The sequence below is a fragment of the Micromonospora ferruginea genome, assembly GCF_013694245.2.
Lineage (GTDB): Bacteria > Actinomycetota > Actinomycetes > Mycobacteriales > Micromonosporaceae > Micromonospora > Micromonospora robiginosa.
The window spans coordinates 4,770,196-4,788,872 of record NZ_CP059322.2 but is presented as its reverse complement, the minus strand read 5'-3'; the positions used below and the strand labels follow the sequence as shown (position 1 = coordinate 4,788,872).

Here is an 18,677-nt window from a genome sequence, read left to right as displayed (position 1 = left end):
CTTGACGCCTCGCCGGTCCGGGGCGACCGTGAAGACGTGACAGTCGCGGTGAGTTGTCCGAGATGCGCGGGCCCGGTGCGCGAGCCGGACCTGATGCACGGCGAGTACCGGTGCCTGCGGTGCGGCCCGGTCGCGCCCCTGCACGTGCCGGAGCACATCGGCGCCGAGATCATGGCGAGCGTGGTCGAGCGGGTGGCCGCCGACGGCGAACCGGCCGACCGGCCCGGGATGCCGCTGTGGTGCCCGTGGCCGCTCCCGCCCGGTTGGACGCTGACCGGGGTGGCCTGGGCGGGCGACGAGCGGGCCGGCGTCCGCGCCACGGTGGTCGCCTGTGCCGGCCCGGCACCGCTCGACGGTGGACCGGCCGACCTGATCTTCGTGGCCGAGGAGCCCGGCGTCGGTCTCGGTTCCCGCTTCGCGGGACTGCCCGGCCCCGACCCCGGCCCCCAGGTCGAGGAGGCGCTGACCGATCCCGGCCCTGGTCACCCCGAGCGTCTGCCGCACGCGAAGATCCGGGTGGGCGGTCACCCCACTCCACTGTGGCTCGTCCGGTCCGAAACGGATCGAAGCGCGTACGCCGGCGAGGCTCGGGGAATGTGGCTCCATGCGATAGCCTGGCCGGCGAGCGCGGGTCACCTCCTCGCGGAAGAGGTCGTACTGCACGACCTGACCGAGTGGACGCCGCCCGAGCTCGTGTACGGCGCACCGTCCCCGTATCTGCACGGGCAGGCCTGACCGGCCGGCACCGGCGAGTCGGGGAGCGGACGCAGATATTCACGGTAAGACACCATGCTGATACTCTGGGTGCCGCTGCGGTAAACGGACCCGGCTCCGCGCGAGAGGATGGCCCGCTATGGTCAAGAAGGTCCTCACCTGGGCCGGCATCGCATTCTTGATCTTCTTCGTCGCCTACCGGCCCAACTCGGCAGCCGACGTGTTCAAGTCTCTCGGTGGCGGCATCATGGACATCGCGCAGGGCTTCGGCGACTTCTTCACCAACCTCGTCGCCTAGCCGCCGATGGGAAGCCCTTCCGGTCCCCCCTTCGACCCGGACGATCCCGACCGGGCACGCCGGGAGCGCGACACCGAGCCGATCCCCCGGATCGACCCGGACGACGGTCCCGGCTTCGGCGCCGGCTCCGGCTACGGGGCCGGGCCCTCCCTGTCGGAGAACGCCGCGTTCGGCGACGGTCCCGGCTATGCCGGCGAGGGCCGCTCCGGTCGCGCCTGGGCGCGGGACCCCGAGGGCTACCCGGAACAGCCGATCTCCGAGGAGGAGCTGGCCGGCCTCCGGGTCGACGCCTCCGGCATGGCCCCGCGCCGTGTGCTGCCCCTGGAGGACGAGCCCAGCTCGCTGGTCGCCCGCTACCTCTTCCCCACCGAGCGCTACCGGGGCGAGTGGAAGCGGCACTGGATCCACCTCAGCACGCCGATCATCGTCGGCATCGCCGCCACGTTCGTGCTCGGCTACCTCTCCGGTTTCCTCGCCGGGCGGGACGTCGGCGCGCTCACCACGGTCGCGGTGCTGCTCTGGTTCGCGGTGATGGGCTGGGTCGCCTGGCGGGTCGCCGACTGGTGGTACGACCGGTTCATCCTGACCAACAAGCGGGTGATGGTGGTCAACGGGATCATCACCCGGCGGGTCGCGATGATGCCGCTGGTCCGGGTCACCGACATGAAATACGAGCAGACCCCGACCGGCCGCGCCCTCAACTACGGCACGTTCGTGCTGGAGTCGGCGGGTCAGGAGCAGGCGCTGCGCGAGGTCAAGAACCTGCCCAACCCGAACGAGCTCTACCTGCGCGTGGTCGAGGAGATGTACGAGCCGCAGGCCGTCGAGGCGCGGTTGGGCAAGGAGGCCGACGAGGCCAAGGCCGACGACGGCGCCTGAAACTTTCCGTCCGAACATCGGAGGGACTGCACACCTTTCGCCGTCGACCCGACCCACCCGGCCGTGGGAGCCTGCCAGGCAGGACGGGGGCGCGGAGGTGAGTGTGGCGAGCAGGGATCCGCTGGAGGAGGAGTTCCGCGAGTTCGTCGCGGCCCGATCCGGCGCCCTGCTCCGCACCGCCTACCTGCTGGCCGGCGACTGGGCCACCGCCGAGGACCTGCTCCAGACCGCGCTGACCAAGACCTACCTGGCCTGGAAGCGGCTCGGCGGGATCGACGCCATCGAGCCGTACGCCCGCCGGGTCCTGGTCAACACGTCGACCAGTTGGTGGCGCCGGCGCTGGCACGGTGAACGGCCCACCGAGGTGCTGCCGGAACGGGCCGGCGTCGACGAGATCGAGCAGCAGCTCGACCGGGACGCGCTCTGGCGGCACCTGCAGGCGCTGCCCGCCCGGCAGCGGGCCGTGCTGGTGCTCCGCTTCTACGAGGACATGTCGGAGGCGCAGACGGCCGCCCTGCTGGAGATCTCCCCGGGCACGGTCAAGAGCCAGACCTCCCGGGCGCTGAACACCCTGCGCCGCCGGCTCGGCTCCGAGGCCGCCCTGGGCCTGCCGACCGAGCCGGCCGCCGAGGCGCCGCCGATCGCCCCGCCCGCGCCGGCCGGCCGTCCCGCCCCGGCCACCGCGCGCGCCCGGCAGCCCGAGCCCGGTGGCCGACCCGCGGCCCCGCGCGCCCGGCAGCCTGAGCCTGGCGGCCGGCCCGCCGCCCCGGCCACCGCGCGCGCCCGGCACCCCGAGCCCGGCGACCGGCCCGCGACCCCGGCGACCGCCCTGCCGGCGACGACGACGGCCCGGGTCCGCCCGACGGTCGGGATCACGGCGGAGTCCCGATGAGCGGCGTCCGGCCCGCCGGTGACAACCGAACGAGCAGCCCGGAGCGTCCATTCGCCGTGGGCGAGGACGAGCTGGAACGGGCGCTGCGGGAGACGCTGACCCGTCGGGTCGAGCGGCCCGGACCGCTGCGCGTCGACCCGGCCGGCGACGTGCTGCGGCGCGCCCGGCGCAGCGGACACCGCCGGATGCTCACCGGCCTGGCCCTGGCGGCGACGGCGACGGTCGTGGTCACCACCGGGATGGCGCAGCTCAGCGAGTCGGGCGGGCGCGGCGGCACGCCGACCGTGGTGCTCGGCGACCCGCCCGGGCTGTCCGCGAGCCCGCTGCCCCGCGCGTCCGCTCTAGTGTCCCGGCCGGGGCCGGTCCGCGCCGAACTCGACCTGCTCGTCGGCGACCTGCTGGACACCAGCGGAGGCGAGCGGCGGGAGCTGACCGGGGTGGGCGGCGTCGAACGGGCGCAGCGGATCCACGACCGGGAGGGCTGGCTGCTCACCTCGGCGGCCACCGCCGCCGGGCGTACCCTCTGGTGGGTGTCCGCCACGGGCGGCGCGCCGCAGGTGATGCTCGCCGCCGCGGACGCCGTCGCGGTCTCCGCGGACGGCCGGCAGGTGGCCTGGCGGGACGGCCCCGACCTGGTCGCCGCCGGGGTGGTCGCCGGCCAGCTCATCGCGCCCAGCCGGGTGGCCGCGCCGACCGGCGTCGTGCCGGTCGGCTTCACCGGCGACGACGTGCTGGTCGCCCAGCCCGACCGGGGCGGCATGAGCGTCTGGCGCCGCGCGATGGGCGGGGTGCCCGGCAGCGTGAACCCGGACGTACGCGGCGTCTACGGCACCCGCCCGGACGGCCTGGTGGTCGGCCTGGTCGTCACCGGGCCGGCGCGGCAGCCCTGCCTGGCACTGCTCGACCCGGCCCGCGACCTCACCCCGACGCGCACCGGCTGCGGTCCGAAGCTGGCCGCCGACGGGCTCGGCGCGGTCTCCCCGGACGGGCGGTGGCTGCTGGCCAACGGCACCGACGGCACCGCCGTGCTGGTCAACCCGGCCGGCGCCCCGGCCGCCCACCCGGCCGGCCCGCTGCTGGCCGGCCCGGTGGCCTGGACCCGCGCCGGCGCCGCGCTGCACGTGGACGCCACCGGCGGGTTGGTCCGGGTGAAGCCCGACCGGGTGCTGGCCGGCGAGCGGCCGACCCCGTCGACGCTCGACGGGGTGCCGCCGGGGCAGCGGCCGGTGGTGGTGGCCGACACCCCCGTCGCGCCGGACGGGGCGTAGCGTCGGGCGGGTGAGCGCTCCCGCCCGCATCGACCTGCACACCCACTCCACCGCCAGCGACGGCACGCTCGGCCCGGCCGAGCTGGTCGTGGCCGCCGCCGAGGCCGGGCTCGACGTGGTGGCGCTCACCGACCACGACACCACGGCCGGCTGGGCGCCCGCGGTCGCCGCCCTGCCGCCCGGTCTCACCCTGATCCGCGGCGCCGAACTCTCCTGCCGCTGGTCCGGCGCCGAGCCGGCGATCCCGCTGCACCTGCTCGCGTACCTCTTCGACCCGGAATCGCCGGAACTGGTGGCGGAGCTGGCCCGGGTCCGGCTGGCCCGGGAGGAGCGCGGCGAACGGATCGTCCGCCTGCTCCAGGCCGACGGCATCCCGGTGAGCTGGACGGAGATCCTGGCCGGCGCGGCCGGCGGCACGGTCGGCCGGCCGCACATCGCGCAGGCGCTGATCCGGGCCGGCCTGGTCGCCACCACCACCGAGGCGTTCGGGCCGGACTGGCTGGGGGAGCGCTACCGGCTGCCCAAGGACGACATCGACGTGTTCCGCGCGGTCGAGCTGGTGCGGTCGGCCGGCGGCGTGCCCGTCTTCGCCCACCCCCGGGCCAGCCGGCGCGGCCGGATCGTGCCGGACGAGCTGATCGTCGACCTGGCGGCGGCCGGCCTGGCCGGCCTGGAGGCCGACCACGAGGACCACAGCCCGGCCGAACGGGAGCACGTCCGCCGCCTCGCCGCCGAGCTGGATCTCCTGGTCACCGGCTCGTCGGACTTCCACGGCACGCACAAGACCGTCCGGCTCGGCGCGCACACCACGAGCCCCGAGGCGTACGAGCGGATCGTCGGGCTGGCCCGGGGGGTGACCCCGGTCGCTTCAGGCTGAAGCGTTCCGGCCGCCCGGCTACCGTGTCCGCGTGGATCTCAAGCTCTTCGGCGAGGTCTTCGTGACCCTGCTGGTGATCGTCGACCCGCCCGGAATGATGCCCATCTTCCTCGCGCTCACCGGGCCGCTGCCCGCCCGCGACCGGAACCGGGCCGCCTGGCAGGCCGTGGCGCTGGCGCTCGGAGTCATCGTGATCTTCGCGGTGGCGGGTCAGACGCTCCTGGCCTACCTGCACGTCGACCTGCCCGCCCTCCAGGCGGCCGGCGGCCTGCTGCTGGTGCTGGTCGCGCTGGAACTGCTCACCGGCAAGGCCGACGACCCGAGCCAGCAGGTCACCTCCAACATCGCGCTGGTGCCGCTGGGCACCCCGCTGCTGGCCGGGCCCGGCGCCATCGTGGCCACCATGCTGTTCGTGCAGCGGGCCGGCGGCGTCACCGACTACGTGGCCATCGCGCTCGCCATCGTCGCGGTGATGGTCGCGGTCTGGGTGGTGCTGCGCTTCTCCGGCGGGATCGTCAAGGTGCTCCGCCCCGGCGGCATCGAGGTGCTGACCCGGATCGCCGGCCTGCTGCTGGCCGCCATCGCGGTGCAGCTCATCGCGGACGCGATCGCGGCGTTCGTGACCGAATACCTCAACAACGCCTGAGCCGTCCGGCCGGTGTCACAGCCGGGTGGCAGGATCAGCGGTGTGCGACGACCTTCACCGACCGGACGACCCACCGGCGGCCGGGCGCCCCGACCCCGCGCCGAGCAGGCCGAGCAGCTCGGCTTCGAGGGCATGCCCGAACGGCTGTTCGTCTGCACCCCCAGCAAGCTCGGCGCCTACGCCGACTGCCCCCGCCGCTACCGCTACGCCTACGTGGACCGGCCGGCCCCGCCGAAAGGCCCGCCCTGGGCGCACAACTCGCTGGGCGCCAGCGTCCACACCGCCCTGAAGAACTGGTATGCGCTGGCCCCCGACCGCCGCCGTCCCGAGGCGCTCGGCACCCTCCTCAAGGGCACCTGGGTCCGCGAGGGCTACCGCGACGACGAGCAGGAACGCGACGCCTTCCGCCGGGCGCTGGGCTGGCTCGAGTCCTACGTGGCGGGCCTCGACCCGGCCGACGAGCCGATCGGCGTGGAGCGGGTGGTCGCCGTCAAGACCGCGGTGCTGGCGTTCAACGGCCGCACCGACCGGATCGACTCCCGCCCCGGCCCGGACGGCCGGCCGGAGCTGGTCATCGTCGATTACAAGACCGGCCGCACCGGGCTCGACGCCGACGACGCCCGGGGCTCGCAGGCGCTCGCGCTCTACGCGTACGCGGCGGAGCGGGTGTTCCGCCGGCCGTGCCGCCGGGTCGAGCTGCACCACCTGCCCACCGGCACCGTCGCCGCGCACGACCACACGCCGGAGTCGCTGCACCGGCAGCTCACCCGCGCCGAGGAGACCGCCCGCGACATCATGACCGCCGAGCGGGCGGTGGCCGGCGGGGCCGACCCCGACGAGGAGTTCCCCACCGAGCCGGGGCCGCGCTGCGGCTGGTGCGACTACCGGCGCACCTGCCCGGCCGGCGCGCAGGCCCCCGGCAAGGACCCGTGGTCGGCCGTCGAACGCTTCGCCGACGCCGACTGAGGACGCCTCAGGCGGCCGTGAGCCGGGCCGCCCGCTCCTTGGCGGCCTGCTGCAACGGCCCCTCCCGGTAGCGCCGCGGCACCGCCGCCAGGGCCAGCCGCAACGCCCGCACGCCCACCTCCGCCGAGAGCGCGGTGGTCGGCAGGCCCAGCCCGCCGTAGAGCCGCAACGCCCAGGGCGGCAGCAACCCCAGCGCGGTGCCGGCCACCCCGAGATACGCCCAGCGCGGCGGGCCCAGGTTCAGGCCGAGCTTCACCGGCGGGCTGAGCTTCCACGGGATCGGCGGCGCGGTCAGGAACAACGCCGTCTCGGCCGCCTCCCGGGTCATCCGCAGCTCGGGGCGTACCGCCCGGTAGTAGGCGTCGACCTCGGCGGCGGTGCCCGGCACCGACGCCGGGTCCAGCCCCACCAGGGCGGCCGTCCGGCGCTGCTCGGTGTAGTAGCCGTCCACCTCGTCGTCGGTCAGCGCCAGCCCCGCCCGGCGCGCGGTGCTCACGAACGACTCGACCTCGGTGACGTGCACCCAGCGCAGCAGGTCCGGCTCGTCGACCCGGAACTCCTCACCGGTCACCGGATCGGTGGCGCGCATCCGCGCGTGCAGCCCACGCAGGCGCCGGCCGGCCGCCTCCGCCTCGGCGGTGGTGCCGTAGATCGTGGTCGCCACGTACGTCGCCGTGCGGACCAGCCGGCCCCAGGCGTCGGCGCGGTAGTTGCTGTTCTGCGCCACCCCGGCCATCGCGCGCGGATGCAGCGCCTGCAGGTAGAGCGAGCGCAGGCCGGCGACGATCAGGACCGGTTCCTCGTGCACCTTCCACGTGACCGAGCCCGGACCGAACAGGCCGATGTCGTCGGTGTCCACCGGTCAAGAGTGCCACGCCGGATGAACCGGCACGGTTCGTGCTGCGTGGATCTCGGTGTGCGGCCACGCCGCGTCGTACGCTGACCGCGCGCGAATCCGTCCACTCGCCGGAGGTGTCGGTGTTCAGGGAAGTCAACGGTCTCCCGGGCCACGTCCTGGTCATTCACGCGGTGGTGGTGCTGGTGCCGCTGCTGGCGCTGCTCACCGTCGCCTACGGGGTGCTGCCCCGCTGGCGGCCCCGGCTCGACTGGGCGGTGTTGGCGCTCGCCGTGGTCACCCCGATCCTCGCCTGGGTGGCGACCGAGTCCGGCGAGGAACTGGAGGAGGTGCTGGAGTCGCGCGGCTACCCGGCCGAAGGGCTCCAGAAGATCCACGAGCATTCCGAGTACGGCGAGACGCTGCTCTGGTTCACGCTCGGCCTGGCGGTCGTGGCGCTCCTGCTCGTGCTGAGCACCAAGGGCTACGCCCGCATCCGCGACCTGCCCCGCTGGGTGCCGATCGCGCTCACCGCCGTGGCGGTCGTGCTCGCCGTGTTCGCGCTGGTCTACGTCTACCTGACCGGTGACAGCGGGGCCAAGACGGTGTGGGACGGGATCGTCTGACCTGCGGCTAGAACAGGATCCGCGAGCAAAGCAGGCACGTCAGCAGCAGCAGCACCACCCCGACGACCGCCCCGACGCCGTAGGTGAGCTGCTGGGCGCGCTGCTCGGACCGGTCCATGGCGGCCATGTCCTGCGGCGGGAGCTGCCGGGGCGGCGGCACCTGCACGTGCACCGGCGGTCGCCAGCCGGGCGGCGGTGGGGTGCCGGTCGGCGGTCCGGCGTAGCCACCCGGGGCGGGGGCGCCGGCGTACCCGGCCGGGCCGGGCCACTCGCCGCCGGTCGCGGTCCAGCCGCCGGTCGGAGCGGCCGGGTCCGGCCTGGCCCAGGGGCTCTCCGAGGCGCCCTCACGCGACCACGGGCTGGTGCCTCCGGGCACACCCGCTTCGGGCGCGGGGGTCGTCACTGCGGTGTCCGACGTACCGGCGCCCGCGTGTCCCGCCTCGGCGGGGTCGGTTCCCGCGTCGCCCGGTCTCTCGGCGGGCTCCGCGTCGCCCGGGTCCTCGGCGGGGGCCGTCGCGGGCGGGTCCGTTCGTTCGGCGAGCGTCGGGTGGGCTTGGTCCGTTCGTTCGGCCGGCGTCGGGTCGGCCGGGTCCGTCCGCTCGGCGAGCGTCGGGTCGGCCGGGTCCGTCCGCTCGGTCGGCGTCGGGTCGGCCGGGTCCGTTCGTTCGGCCGGCGTCGGGTCGGCCGGGTCCGTTCGTTCGGCCGGCGTCGGGTCGGTGCCGGCGGCGGGGCCCGGCTCCCTGGGCTCGCCCTCGTCGGCGTGGCCCGTGCCGGTCGGCCGGTCGTCACCGGGCCGCTGCGCGACCGGTGTCCCGTCCGCCGTGGCCGACGGCTCGGGGCGTCGCCAGGTCTCGTCGTCGGAGTTGCCACCGCTCGGCGTCGTCACGCCGACCGACGCTACCAACGCCCCGGCCGGTCGGCCGTCCGACGCGGCGAGCCTCGATCCACCAACGGCATCACGTTCGCGGCCCTCCGGCCCGACCCGGCACCGTCCGGCCCGACCCGGCACCGTCCGGCCCGACCCGGCACCGTCCGGCCCGACCCGGCACCGTCCGGCCCGACCCGGCACCGTCCGGCTCGGCTCGGCTCGGCTCGGCTCGGAGCCGAGCTGGACGTGGCGGGCGCGCTCAGGGAGGACGTACCCGATCCGGGGACGGCCGGGAGGGTCGAGATGGCCGCCCGGCGGCGGTATCCTTGCTGCTCGTGACCGAACCCGGCATCCGGGTCCCGCGCGGCGACGACGACCGCGTGGTCGACCTCAGCGAAGACTTCGTGGTGCTGCCCGAGCAGACCACCGACGACACCGACCGTGGCTGGGGCGAGCGCCCCGGCGGCAGGGACGACTGGCTGCTCGCCGAGCGCCCGCCGCACTGGGACTGACCCGCCCGGCCGGCTCAGCCACGCACCACCACGGCGAAGCGGCTGCCCTCGGGCAGGCCGACCGCACGCCGTGCCTGCTCCGGCGGCAGCGCCAGGTAGAGCGCCGAGGACCCGTCGACCGCCCCGCCGGCGCCCACCACGTCGAGCACGAGCGCGCGCGGGGCGAGCAGGCTCGGGTCCGACGACCCGCCGGCCGGCACCACCAGCAGATCGACCCGGGCACCCGGGCGCAGCACGGCGAGAGCGGCCGGCTCGGCCAGCCGGATCGGCACACCGACCGCCCCGGCGGGCAGTTCCGCCGTCCCACCGGGCCGGGCCGAGGGCGTCGTCGTCGTGCCGGTGGCCGAGGGCGATCCGGGCGGGCAGCCGGCGGGGGTGTGCAGCACCGCCGCGGCCAGCCCCAGGAGCACCGCGACCAGCGTCACCCGTACCAGCGTCCGGCGTCGGGGCAGCCCGCGCCAGCGCACCGGTCGCAACGTCGACTCCGCACCCGCCACCGCCGGCCTCCCACCCGTCTCCGCCATCCCGACCGGCCCGGCCCGACCGACCGGCCCGACCGCTTCCGGCCCGTCAGCAGGCTAGGCGCGCTCGGCCCCTCCGCGTCGCCCCCGCGACCAGCCTGTGGATAACCCGCCTGCCTGTGGACGACGAGCCCGGCCAGCCCGAGCGGGTGCCGGCGTTCGAGGCGGCGGCTTCCGAACCCCCAACGCCGGCTCCCCCGCCGAGCCGGGTGCCCACCGCCCGGGAGGTGTTAACCGGGGGCCCCGCCTCTACCGAATGCGTTAAGCGGGGGCCCCGCCTTACCACCGCAACGCACGAAGTGGCCGCCCCGGGCGGGACGGCCACTTCCGGAACGCGGCGGAATCAGGCCGAGCTGGCCGCCGAAGCCTTGCCGGCGGTGGACCCGGACCCGGACGCCGAGGACGACCCCGACGAAGAGGACGAGGACGACCCCGACGACGAGGATTCCGACGAGGAGGACCCGGACGACTCGGACTTGGCCGGCTTGCTCGTGGTCCCGGTGCTGCTCTCGGAACCGGACGGACGGGAGTCCGTGCGGTAGAAGCCGGAGCCCTTGAACACGATGCCGACCGAGTTGAAGAGCTTGCGCAGCCGCCCCTCACACGCCGGGCACTCGGTCAGCGGCTGGTCCGAGAAGGACTGCACCGCCTCGAGCTGGTGGCCGCACGCGGTGCAGGCGTACTGGTACGTGGGCACGTTCTCCTCCGGATCTGGCACGGCCGGTCTGGCACTCGTGGTCTTCGAGTGCCAATGGTGCGTCATCACACCCGGATTCGTCCAGCGGAAGCGCTCGGTCCCACACCCGGCACCGCGACCAGCCCGTCCGCCGGCGTGATCACGCAGTGCACCGGCCGGTCGTGCGGGTCGGCGGGGACCGCGCCGACCAGCTCGCCGTCGTGCAGCAGCGCCACCGTCGGCACGGTCGCGGGCACCCGGGCCAGCGCCCGGTCGTACGAGCCGCCGCCCCGGCCCAGCCGCACGCCGTGGCGGTCCACCGCCAGCGCCGGCACCACCACCAGGTCCGCCCCGGCCACGGCGGCCCGGCCGTACGGCGGCCCGGTCGGCTCGCGCAGTCCCCGGCCGGCGGCCCGCAGCGACTCCCGACCGGTGTAGGCGGCCCAGTCCAGGTCGAGGTCGTCGGCGAGCACCGGCAGCAGCAGCTCCGCGTCGGGCGGCAGCGCGGCGCGCAGCACCTCGGGCAGGTCGGGTCCGCCGGGCTCGGAGGCGACCGGCACGTACGCGGTCATCCGGGCCGGCCGCAGCCGGCGTACCAGGGATGTCAGCTCGGCCTGCACGGACGCGGCGGCCTCGGCGCGGCGGGTCGCGGGCAGCGACCGGCGGGCGGCGAGCAGCGCGACGCGCAGCTCCCGTTTCGCCTCGTGCACCTCATCCGAAAAATCCGGCACGCAACACTCCTGACGCAACGCTTGTCTACCGGTCGCTCTGTGTCAGCATCGCACCAAGGGGCGCGGAACTTCCGGGGGGAAGGCTTGACGCTACGCGGGCGGTTGACAGTGGCCTTCCTCGTGGTGGTGCTCGGCCCCGTGCTGCTCGGCGCGGTCTTCGTCGGCACCACGTTGAGCGCGGTCGACCGCGGGCGCGCCACCGAGCGGCTGGGCCTGGCCGCGGCCGGCGTGCGTACCTCCGTCGACGCGCTCTGCCAGCAGCTCCGCGCGGCGGCCGACGCGGTCGCGCTGGTCGGCGACCCGGCGGCCCGGTCGCGCGCGGCCGACCAGGTGGTCGGCCGGGGCCTGGCCGCCGCCGTGGTGATCGCCGACCCGAGCGGCCGGACCAGCTACGCCACCGCCGGCGGGCCGGCCGGCCCCTGGCAGGACTGCGCCGGCGCCCCGGCCGGTCCGGTGGGCGCGCTCGCCGTCCAGGTCCGGCTCCGCGACCCGGCCGGCGCCGACCTCGGCGCGGTCGCCGCCGCGCAGCCCGTCGACCCGGCCTTCGTGGCGCGGCTCGCGGCCGTGACCGGCGTCGGGATCACCCTCCTCGACGACCCCGGGCGGATCACCCATACGACCGAGGACCAGGGGGTACGCGCAGCGGTGCTGGCCGCCGCCCGCCGGGTGGCCGGGGACCGGGTGGCCGGGACCGGCGACGGCCGGTACGTGCGCCGGGTCGGGCCGTCCCCGGGGCAGCCGCTGCCGCTGGTGCTCTCGGTGCCGGGGCAGCGCCCGCCCGGCCTCTACGGCGCGCTGGTCGCCGCGGTCGTACTGGCCGCGCTGCTGGCCGTGCTGGCCGCCTGGCGGCTGGCCCGGGTGACCACCCGCCCGCTGGTCGAGCTGGCCGGTGCGGTGGACCGGGTGGCGCACGGGGACCTGACCGCCCGGGTGCCGGTGCGCAGCCGGGACGAGATCGGGCGGCTGGCCGGCGCGTTCAACCGGATGACCCGGGAGACCGGCAGCTACGTGGCGGCCCTGACCAGCAGCCGGGACCAGCTCCGCAACCACCTGGTGGTGCTCGGCGACACGCTGGCCAGCACGCACGACCTGCAACGCATCCTGCGGGTGATCCTGGACAGCGCGATCGCCGGGACCGGCGCGCGGGCCGGGGCGGTGTTGCTGCTCGACGGCCACGGCGTGCTTGTCGGGCAGTGCGTGGAGGGGTTGACCGGCCGCTGGCCGACCGAGGATCCGACCGACCCGGCGACGCTGCGGGTGCCGGTCGGCGCCGGGGTGGTCGGCGCGGTGGCCGCCACCGGGGAGCCGCTGCGCGGCCGGTGGACCCCGCCGAAGGCGCGGACCGGGGAGCCGACCTGCGAGACGTACGTGGCGGTGCCGTTCGCCGCCCCCGACCCGCGCGGCCCGGAGCGTCCCGGCCACCCGCCGGCCGACGGCGACCCGGCCGCCCCGCCGAGCGCCGCGCTCGGCGTGCTGGCGCTCTACGACCGGCTCGGCGGCGATGAGTTCGACGACGACGACCTGGTCATGCTGCGGACGTTCGCCGGGCACGCGGCGGTGGCGGTGGAGAACGTCCGGGTGCACGAGGAGGCGCAGCGGCTCTCCCTCACCGACCCGCTGACCGGGCTGTGGAACTACCGCTACCTGCGCGAGTCGATCCGGCGGGAGGTGGAGCGGGCGAACCGGTTCGGTCGGATGCTCAGCGTGCTCGCGCTCGACCTGGACCGGTTCAAGCACGTCAACGACACCTGGGGGCACGCCGCCGGGGACGCCGTGCTGGTCGAGTTCGCCCGCCGGGTGCGCGGCGTGATCCGCGAGGTGGACCTGGCGTTCCGGCACGGCGGCGAGGAGTTCGTGGTGCTGTTGCCGGAGACCGACGCCCGGGGCGCCGCGATCGTCGCCGAGCGGATCGGCGCGGTGGTCCGCGACCAGCCGGTGCCGGTCGACGGGCACGGCGACGAGCCGCTGCGGGTGCCGGTGACCGTGTCCATCGGCATCGCGGTCTACCCGGACCACGCCGGCGGCGGGCAGCAGGTGCTCGACGCGGCGGACGACGCGCTCTACGCGGCGAAGGCCGCCGGACGGGACGGCTACCGGCTGGCGCCGGCCGGGGATCCGGTGCCCACCCAGGAGATTCCGGTGGTGGCGGCCACGGTCACCCCGCCCGACGGGTTGCCGAGGGCCGGCGCGGCGGACCCGGCGGGCGCCGGGCCGGGCGGCGCGTCTTCCGGTCCTCACCCGCCGCGGCAGAGCCGTGGCCGATAGTCTCGCGACATGTCGGAGCACTCAGCGAACCCCTCAGCGACCGCCGCGACCGGTCGCTCCCGCGCGGTCAAGGCCGTCATCCCGGCCGCCGGCCTGGCCACCCGGTTCCTGCCGGCCACCAAGGCGGTCCCCAAGGAACTGCTGCCGGTCGTCGACCGGCCGGTCCTGCAGTACATCGTCGAGGAGGCCACCCAGGCCGGCATCACCGACGTGCTGCTGATCACCGGGCGGGGCAAGACCTCCATGGTCGACCACTTCGACCGCCGGCCCGACCTGGAGGAACGGCTCGCCAAGAAGCCCGAGCTGCTGGCCGCGGTCAAGCGCACCGAGGAACTGGCCGCCATCTACACCTGCCGCCAGCCGGAGCAGCTCGGCCTGGGTCACGCGGTCGGCTTCGCCGAGTCGCACGTCGGCGACGCGCCCTTCGCGGTGCTGCTCGGCGACGAGTTCGTCAAGCCCTCCGAGCCGCTGCTGCCGGCCATGCTGGAGCTGCAGGCCCGCACCGGCGGGGTGGTGCTCGCGTTCTTCGAGGTCGACCCGGCCGAGACCAGCCGCTACGGCATCGCCTCGGTCGAGCCGGCCGAGTCGGAATACTCGGACATCGCCGAGGTCGTCCGGGTCACCGGCATGGTCGAGAAGCCCAGCCCGGAGGAGGCGCCGAGCAACCTGGCCGTCCTCGGCCGGTACGTGCTCCCGGGGCGGATCTTCGACGCGATCCGGCGCACCGAGCCGGGCAGCGGCGGCGAGATCCAGCTCACCGACGCGATGGAGCTGCTGCGCACCGAGGGCGTGCCGGTGCACGCCATCGTCTACCGGGGCACCCGCTACGACACCGGCATGCCGCTCGGCTACCTGCAGACCGTGGTCCAGATCGCCGCCGAGCGCGAGGATCTCGGCGCCGAGTTCCGCAAGTGGCTGGCCGAGTTCGTCAACAAGGGCGACGAGACGGTCACCGACGCGGTCCTGAACGGCCTGCGCAACGCGTCCGGCGGTGCCAATACATGACCGCGACGGCCGACGCCGAGGCGGCCGCGAACGAGTTGACGCCGCTCGCCGACTACCTGGGCAGCGTGCTGCGCAGGTTACGAGCGCTGCCTCCGCTCGACCTCGACCTGACCCAGGCGTACGGCAACGTGCTCGCCGAGGACGTGGTCGCCCCGCACTCGTTCCCCGCCTTCGACCAGGCGGCGGTGGACGGGTACGCCGCGCGCTGGGAGGACATCTCCGGAGGGAGCCGGGGGCCGGGCTACGTCCCGGCCCCCTCCGGTATGCCCGGCGGGCGCAGCATCCGGCTCAACGTGGTCGGTGACCTCGGCGCGGCGAGCTGGCGACCGGTGCGGCTCACCCCGGGCGCCTGCTTCTCGGTGGCGGCCGGCGCGCCGCTGCCGATCGGCGCGGACGTGGTGGTCCCGGTGGAGTGGACCGACCAGGGCATGGCCGCGGTGGAGATCTTCCGCGCCCCCAAGCGGGGGTACGGCCTGCGCCGCGCCGGGGAGGAACTGGTCGCCGGCACGCTGCTCGCCCGCGCCGGCGCGTACGTCTCGCCGGCCCTGGTGGCGGTGTTCGCGGCCACCGGCATCGGGCACGTGGTGGTGCGACCCAGCCCGCGGGTGGTCATCGTGGCCACCGGCGACGAACTGGTCGACGTGGGCCGGGGCAGCCAGCCCGGGCAGGTGGTGGACACCAACTCGCACGCGTTGACCGCGGCGGCGGCCGAGGCGGGCGCGCTCGCGTACCGGGTGGGGATCTGCGACGACGACCCGGAGGCGCTGCGTGGCCTGCTGGAGGACCAGACGCTGCGGGCCGACCTGATCATCACGACCGGCGGCACCGGCACCGGGCCGGGCGACATGGTCCGCCGGATCCTGTCCCGGCGCGACGGCGGCCGGGCCGGCCCGGTCACCTTCACCGAGGTGGCCCTCTATCCCGGCACGGCGCTCGGCTTCGGTACGGTCGGCGCCGAGGAGGTGCCGGTGGTCTGTCTTCCCGGTGAGCCCGGCGCGGCGCTGATCGGCTTCGAGGTGCTGGCCCGCCCGGCCATCCAACTGCTGGCCGGCGCCGAGCCGGTGTTCCGGCCAAGCGTGCGCGCGCACCTGCTGGAGACGGTCTCGTCCCCGGTGGGGCTGCGCGAGTTCCGTCCCGCGCACGTGGCCGAGCGGCGCGGCGGCGGCTACACCGTGCAGCCGATGGCCGGCGGCCCGTTCACGCTCTCCGGCCTGGCCGAGGCGAACGGCCTGCTGGTGCTCGGTGAGCGGGTCACCACCGCCGCGGCCGGTTCCACCGTGGACGTCTTGCTGCTGGACCGGCGCCGGTGAGCGCGAGGAGTGAGCTTGCGAGCCCCGCAGTCGCGATCGGTGTTGTTCGGTGATGTTCCGGCGGGCGCCGGGGTGGCCGGCGGTGCTGGTGGACGGTCCGGTGGTGCTGCGGCCCTACCGGCGTTCCGACGCGGTGACCTGGTCGACGATCCGGCGGGCGAACCGGGAGTGGCTGGCCCCGTGGGAGTCCCATGTGCCGGGTGGTTGGGACCAGACGAACTCGCCGGCCGCGTTCCGCCTGGTCCACGCCGACCAGCGCCGGTCGGCGCGCACCGGCGACGGCATGCCGTTCGCGGTCTGCCTGCGCGAGGACGGGCAGGAGCGACTGGTCGGGCACCTCAACGTGGGCAGCATCGTCCGGCGGGCGTTCTGCTCCGGGTACGTGGGCTACTGGGTGGACTCCCGGGTGGCCGGGCGGGGGGTGATCCCCACCGCGGTGGCGCTCGCCGTGGACCACGCGTTCGGCCCCGGTGGCCTGCACCGGATCGAGGTGAACATCCGACCGGAGAACGTCCCGTCCCGGCGGGTGGTGGAGAAGCTGGGCTTCCGCGAGGAGGCCTACCACGTGCGGTACATGCACATCGACGGCGCCTGGCGGGACCACATCGGATACGCGATGACCGGCGAGGAAGTGGCCGCCGAGGGCGGGCTGCTGGCCCGTTGGCACCGCGTACGTGACAACCGGCGCTGACCCGTTCGGGCGGTGACCGCCCGGCGCGGCGCACGGTGATCTCGGTCGGCGGCCCGTAACCTCAAGTAACTGCAAGCTGTGGCAAGCGCTGCCGGTCCGCATGATGTGCGCCGTTAACGAGAGTCGACGGAAGAAGTTGCGGCCGTGTGGCGCTCGCCCCGAACTTGGTGACGGGAGGGGTGAGGGTGCCGACGTCGGTGCTCCTCGCCGTCCTCGCCGCCGCCGGTCTGCTCGCCCTCGCTCCGGCGCTGGTCCGCCGGTACGACGCCACCGAGCGGCTGGTGGCGGAGCGGGCGCAGTCGACGGCGCGGGTGCTCCAGCGCGAGCGTCGTCGACGCACCGTGCCCGGACGCCGGCCGCTGCACCCGCCGCGTGCACTCGTCGTCACCTTGAGTGAGAATGCCGACACGGGCGGTCTTGCTCGGCCGGTGTCCGCCCCGCCCGTGCGGCGGCGCTCCGGCCGGCTCCGGCCCGTTTCGGCGGTCCCGGCGCAGTCCCGCCGACGGCACCCGCCGCACCGGCGGCACACCCCCGCGGTCTACCGCCGGCGCCGGGTGCTCGCCGCGCTGCTCCTGCTCAACCTGGTCGAGCTGGTCGGCGTGATGCTGGTCGGCCCCGGGTTCTGGATCGGTGTCTCGGTCACCGGCGCGCTGCTCGTCGCGTACGTCGTACACCTGCGGCAGCGGGCGCTGGCCGAGCGCCGGCGGCGGCGCGCGGACGCCCGCGAGGCCGCCTGGCTGGCCGCCCGCCAGGCGGAGGTGCGCCGCGAGCAGGCCCGGCGCGCCGCGGCCCGGCGGGAGGCCCAACGCCGGCTGGCCGCCCAGCGGGAGGCGGTCCGGCGTACCGCGATGGGCCTGGACCGTCCCGCGGACCTGCCCCCCGCCGCGAGCGGCGGCTCGGTCTCCTACCGTCGCGCCGGCGGCCTGCGCGGTCGCCCCTACCAGTCCGGCCGAGGCGCCTGACCCCGTCCTGCCCTGCCCCGCCCCGCCCCGTCGATCTTGGAGTTGTGGTGCCAGGGTTTGTCTCGTTGGCGGCTTATCGGCGGTGCCACAACTCCAAGATCGGCGGACTGGGGGCGTAGGGCGGGGCGGTTCGCGTGTCGGGGGCGGGACCTGTTAGCCTTGGCGCCGGCCCGCCCGGTGAAAGCCGGGTGGGACCTACGCCGGGTTGCCGGCGGAGGGGCTGTGGCGCAGACCGGTAGCGCACCTCGTTCGCATCGAGGGGGTCAGGGGTTCAAATCCCCTCAGCTCCACCCAGTTCGAAGGCCGTCTCCGTTGATCGGAGACGGCCTTCGTCGCATCAGCGGCCGGCGTCAGTCGAACAGCTTGTCGAGCGCTTCCTGTTCGAGGTCGCGCCAGCGCTCGGCGTCCTTCTGCGCCTTGGCGATCTCCTTCTCGTCGAGGTGGTGGGCACCCTCCTCGCGGATGCACGCGACGCTGAACGGCCCACCGACCGACGGCGAGGTCCGCTCCAGCGCCTCCAGCACGCGCACCACGCCCACCACGCCGAACTCGACGGGTCGCGTCGTCATCCGGAAGTGGGACAGCAGCGCGCCGGCCTGCTGGGCCATGGGTGCGCCGGAGCCGATGGCGTGGAAGCCCACGTCCTCGTAGCGGCCGATGAGCCCGTTTGGGTTGATCTCCACGATCCACGGGCCACCCTGGCTGAAGCCGGCCGCGAGCAGATACGCCGAGACTCCGCCGCCGCTGCCCTCGCCGGGCACGTCCGGGATGTAGTTCGCGTAGTGCTTCTTGAAGACGGGCAGGACGCGCTCCTGCAACTCGTCGCCGATGTCGGGTGCCTCCAGGATGGCGGTGGCCGAGTCCTGAAGGAGGGGGCGCAGGTCGTTGAGCACTCCTCGCGCGCCGCTGCCGCCCCAGGCGGCGCAGTCGCCCAGCGGGTGCAGCTTCTGGGCGGGGAAGCTCAGACCGCGGTCGCTCTCGGTGATCTGGGAGTCCGCGCCGATCACCACCCCGTCGTTGCAGACAACGGCGAGTACCACGGTCATAGGATCCTCCTGAGCAGGGGTAAGGGGTCGGGCGCGAGGTACCCGACATCCCGCCGGCCTACACCCCGACAGGTGTCGTCCCACCTCCG

The 18,677-nt window shown here is 75.3% G+C and carries 21 protein-coding genes, 1 tRNA gene and 1 pseudogene; 17 read left to right on the top strand and 6 right to left on the bottom strand.

From position 1 onward, the window contains the following. Positions 1–36 precede the first annotated feature (36 nt). The 8 genes from H1D33_RS20875 to H1D33_RS20840 all read left to right on the top strand — a co-directional run bounded on the left by H1D33_RS20875 (position 37) and on the right by H1D33_RS20840 (position 6,540). Entirely contained in the window at positions 37–735 is a 699-nt protein-coding gene (locus H1D33_RS20875) for a TFIIB-type zinc ribbon-containing protein (RefSeq protein WP_307755228.1), read from the top strand. A gap of 118 nt (positions 736–853) precedes the next feature. After that, positions 854–1,012, top strand: coding sequence for a hypothetical protein (locus H1D33_RS20870; RefSeq protein ID WP_013283898.1), 159 nt, complete (start codon positions 854–856; stop codon positions 1,010–1,012). Between the two features lie 6 nt (positions 1,013–1,018). Then, positions 1,019–1,891 (top strand): PH domain-containing protein, encoded by an 873-nt coding sequence (locus H1D33_RS20865; protein ID WP_181571548.1) that lies wholly within the window; start codon positions 1,019–1,021, stop codon positions 1,889–1,891. Between the two features lie 103 nt (positions 1,892–1,994). Further along, positions 1,995–2,783: a SigE family RNA polymerase sigma factor gene (locus H1D33_RS20860; RefSeq protein ID WP_246411968.1), complete on the top strand. Its 789-nt coding sequence runs from the start codon at positions 1,995–1,997 to the stop codon at positions 2,781–2,783. Further along, positions 2,780–4,051, top strand: a complete 1,272-nt coding sequence (locus tag H1D33_RS20855; RefSeq protein ID WP_181571549.1) for a hypothetical protein — start codon at positions 2,780–2,782, stop codon at positions 4,049–4,051. Before H1D33_RS20860 ends, H1D33_RS20855 begins: the two co-directional genes overlap by 4 nt. A 10-nt stretch (positions 4,052–4,061) precedes the next feature. Further along, entirely contained in the window at positions 4,062–4,928 is an 867-nt protein-coding gene (locus tag H1D33_RS20850) for a PHP domain-containing protein (protein ID WP_181571550.1), read from the top strand. Between the two features lie 31 nt (positions 4,929–4,959). Further along, positions 4,960–5,574: a MarC family protein gene (locus tag H1D33_RS20845; RefSeq protein ID WP_181571551.1), complete on the top strand. Its 615-nt coding sequence runs from the start codon at positions 4,960–4,962 to the stop codon at positions 5,572–5,574. Between the two features lie 132 nt (positions 5,575–5,706). Then, positions 5,707–6,540 carry a RecB family exonuclease gene (locus H1D33_RS20840; RefSeq protein WP_246412167.1) on the top strand — a complete coding sequence of 278 codons (834 nt, stop codon included), beginning with the start codon at positions 5,707–5,709 and terminating at the stop codon, positions 6,538–6,540. A gap of 7 nt (positions 6,541–6,547) precedes the next feature. Here H1D33_RS20840 and H1D33_RS20835 read toward each other — a convergent pair whose 3' ends face one another. Continuing rightward, complete coding sequence (locus tag H1D33_RS20835; RefSeq protein WP_181571553.1) at positions 6,548–7,399, bottom strand: oxygenase MpaB family protein; 852 nt, start codon at positions 7,397–7,399, stop codon at positions 6,548–6,550. 119 nt (positions 7,400–7,518) lie between these two features. Here H1D33_RS20835 and H1D33_RS20830 point away from each other — a divergent pair, with 119 nt between their 5' ends. After that, a complete protein-coding gene (locus H1D33_RS20830) occupies positions 7,519–8,001 on the top strand; it encodes a DUF2231 domain-containing protein (protein ID WP_181571554.1) in 483 nt (160 codons plus the stop codon). Positions 8,002–8,008: 7 nt separating this feature from the next. Here the strand turns inward: H1D33_RS20830 and H1D33_RS20825 are convergent, their stop codons facing one another. Then, positions 8,009–8,887, bottom strand: coding sequence for a hypothetical protein (locus tag H1D33_RS20825; protein ID WP_307755227.1), 879 nt, complete (start codon positions 8,885–8,887; stop codon positions 8,009–8,011). Positions 8,888–9,198: 311 nt separating this feature from the next. Between H1D33_RS20825 and H1D33_RS20820 the strand changes: the two genes are divergently transcribed. After that, entirely contained in the window at positions 9,199–9,381 is a 183-nt protein-coding gene (locus H1D33_RS20820; RefSeq protein ID WP_181572649.1) for a hypothetical protein, read from the top strand. Positions 9,382–9,395: 14 nt separating this feature from the next. Here H1D33_RS20820 and H1D33_RS20815 read toward each other — a convergent pair whose 3' ends face one another. Next, positions 9,396–9,878, bottom strand: a complete 483-nt coding sequence (locus H1D33_RS20815) for a flagellar biosynthesis protein FlgA (protein WP_181571555.1) — start codon at positions 9,876–9,878, stop codon at positions 9,396–9,398. Between the two features lie 401 nt (positions 9,879–10,279). On the opposite strand from H1D33_RS20815, the gene H1D33_RS20810 reads away from it, so the two are divergent. Beyond that, positions 10,280–10,444 (top strand): hypothetical protein, encoded by a 165-nt coding sequence (locus H1D33_RS20810; protein WP_246412305.1) that lies wholly within the window; start codon positions 10,280–10,282, stop codon positions 10,442–10,444. A 14-nt stretch (positions 10,445–10,458) separates the two neighbouring features. On the opposite strand, the pseudogene H1D33_RS20805 reads toward H1D33_RS20810, so the two are convergent. Both H1D33_RS20805 and H1D33_RS20800 read right to left on the bottom strand, forming a co-directional pair. After that, a pseudogene (locus tag H1D33_RS20805) lies at positions 10,459–10,665 on the bottom strand (FmdB family zinc ribbon protein); the annotation flags it as partial. Continuing rightward, positions 10,665–11,309: a 5-formyltetrahydrofolate cyclo-ligase gene (locus H1D33_RS20800; RefSeq protein WP_181571556.1), complete on the bottom strand. Its 645-nt coding sequence runs from the start codon at positions 11,307–11,309 to the stop codon at positions 10,665–10,667. The pseudogene H1D33_RS20805 and the gene H1D33_RS20800, both read right to left, overlap by 1 nt. 84 nt (positions 11,310–11,393) lie before the next feature. Between H1D33_RS20800 and H1D33_RS20795 the strand changes: the two genes are divergently transcribed. The 6 genes from H1D33_RS20795 to H1D33_RS20770 all read left to right on the top strand — a co-directional run bounded on the left by H1D33_RS20795 (position 11,394) and on the right by H1D33_RS20770 (position 17,832). After that, entirely contained in the window at positions 11,394–13,574 is a 2,181-nt protein-coding gene (locus H1D33_RS20795) for a GGDEF domain-containing protein (protein ID WP_181571557.1), read from the top strand. A 9-nt stretch (positions 13,575–13,583) separates the two neighbouring features. Next, the gene (locus H1D33_RS20790) at positions 13,584–14,579 is read left to right on the top strand and encodes a UTP--glucose-1-phosphate uridylyltransferase (RefSeq protein WP_181571558.1); all 996 of its coding nucleotides are present in this window, start codon (positions 13,584–13,586) and stop codon (positions 14,577–14,579) included. Beyond that, complete coding sequence (locus H1D33_RS20785; protein WP_181571559.1) at positions 14,576–15,889, top strand: molybdopterin molybdotransferase MoeA; 1,314 nt, start codon at positions 14,576–14,578, stop codon at positions 15,887–15,889. Before H1D33_RS20790 ends, H1D33_RS20785 begins: the two co-directional genes overlap by 4 nt. A gap of 52 nt (positions 15,890–15,941) precedes the next feature. Then, the gene (locus H1D33_RS20780; RefSeq protein ID WP_181572651.1) at positions 15,942–16,580 is read left to right on the top strand and encodes a GNAT family N-acetyltransferase; all 639 of its coding nucleotides are present in this window, start codon (positions 15,942–15,944) and stop codon (positions 16,578–16,580) included. A gap of 179 nt (positions 16,581–16,759) precedes the next feature. Further along, entirely contained in the window at positions 16,760–17,542 is a 783-nt protein-coding gene (gene sepX / locus H1D33_RS20775) for a divisome protein SepX/GlpR (RefSeq protein WP_181571560.1), read from the top strand. A 216-nt stretch (positions 17,543–17,758) separates the two neighbouring features. Further along, positions 17,759–17,832: transfer RNA gene (locus H1D33_RS20770), tRNA-Ala, on the top strand. A 60-nt stretch (positions 17,833–17,892) separates the two neighbouring features. On the opposite strand, the gene H1D33_RS20765 is transcribed toward H1D33_RS20770, so the two are convergent. After that, the gene (locus H1D33_RS20765; RefSeq protein WP_181571561.1) at positions 17,893–18,588 is read right to left on the bottom strand and encodes a proteasome protein; all 696 of its coding nucleotides are present in this window, start codon (positions 18,586–18,588) and stop codon (positions 17,893–17,895) included. Between the last annotated feature and the right edge of the window lie 89 nt (positions 18,589–18,677).

Coding starts and splice junctions, on each gene's coding strand:
- H1D33_RS20870 (WP_013283898.1), top strand. CDS start 854: ATGGTCAAGAAGGTCCTCACCTGGGCCGGCATCGCATTCTTGATCTTC.
- H1D33_RS20865 (WP_181571548.1), top strand. CDS start 1,019: ATGGGAAGCCCTTCCGGTCCCCCCTTCGACCCGGACGATCCCGACCGG.
- H1D33_RS20855 (WP_181571549.1), top strand. CDS start 2,780: ATGAGCGGCGTCCGGCCCGCCGGTGACAACCGAACGAGCAGCCCGGAG.
- H1D33_RS20840 (WP_246412167.1), top strand. CDS start 5,707: ATGCCCGAACGGCTGTTCGTCTGCACCCCCAGCAAGCTCGGCGCCTAC.
- H1D33_RS20790 (WP_181571558.1), top strand. CDS start 13,584: ATGTCGGAGCACTCAGCGAACCCCTCAGCGACCGCCGCGACCGGTCGC.
- H1D33_RS20785 (WP_181571559.1), top strand. CDS start 14,576: ATGACCGCGACGGCCGACGCCGAGGCGGCCGCGAACGAGTTGACGCCG.
- H1D33_RS20780 (WP_181572651.1), top strand. CDS start 15,942: ATGTTCCGGCGGGCGCCGGGGTGGCCGGCGGTGCTGGTGGACGGTCCG.
- H1D33_RS20765 (WP_181571561.1), bottom strand. CDS start 18,588: ATGACCGTGGTACTCGCCGTTGTCTGCAACGACGGGGTGGTGATCGGC.